The organism is Bradyrhizobium uaiense, assembly GCF_010811875.1.
GTDB classification, from domain to species: Bacteria; Pseudomonadota; Alphaproteobacteria; order Rhizobiales; family Xanthobacteraceae; genus Bradyrhizobium; species Bradyrhizobium uaiense.
The window spans coordinates 1-235 of record NZ_VKHP01001111.1 but is presented as its reverse complement, the minus strand read 5'-3'; the positions used below and the strand labels follow the sequence as shown (position 1 = coordinate 235).

The following is a 235-nucleotide window of genomic DNA, read 5'->3' as shown; positions in this document are numbered from 1 at the left end:
TGAACGCACCGGCGAAGCTCTCCTTGTCCAGCGCATGACCCTGGGTCGGCACCAGATCCGGTGTCGAGCCTTTGATGCCGGCGTTGGTCGAAGCCGATAGATAGGCTTCGAACGTGTTCAGCGAAGCCACCGTCCCGCTCAGCGAGATCGACGGACCGTCATCGTGGAAGGTGACGTGGCTGCTCAGGTCGAGCTTCTGGCTCGCCGTATCGCCGTCCTTGTCGGTCACGGTTGC

The 235-nt window shown here is 62.6% G+C and carries 1 protein-coding gene; it reads right to left on the bottom strand.

Annotated features, from left to right (window positions below):
• Window positions 1-235 (bottom strand): hypothetical protein (locus FNJ47_RS48990; RefSeq protein WP_163163856.1); only part of this gene is annotated, 235 nt, incomplete at both ends.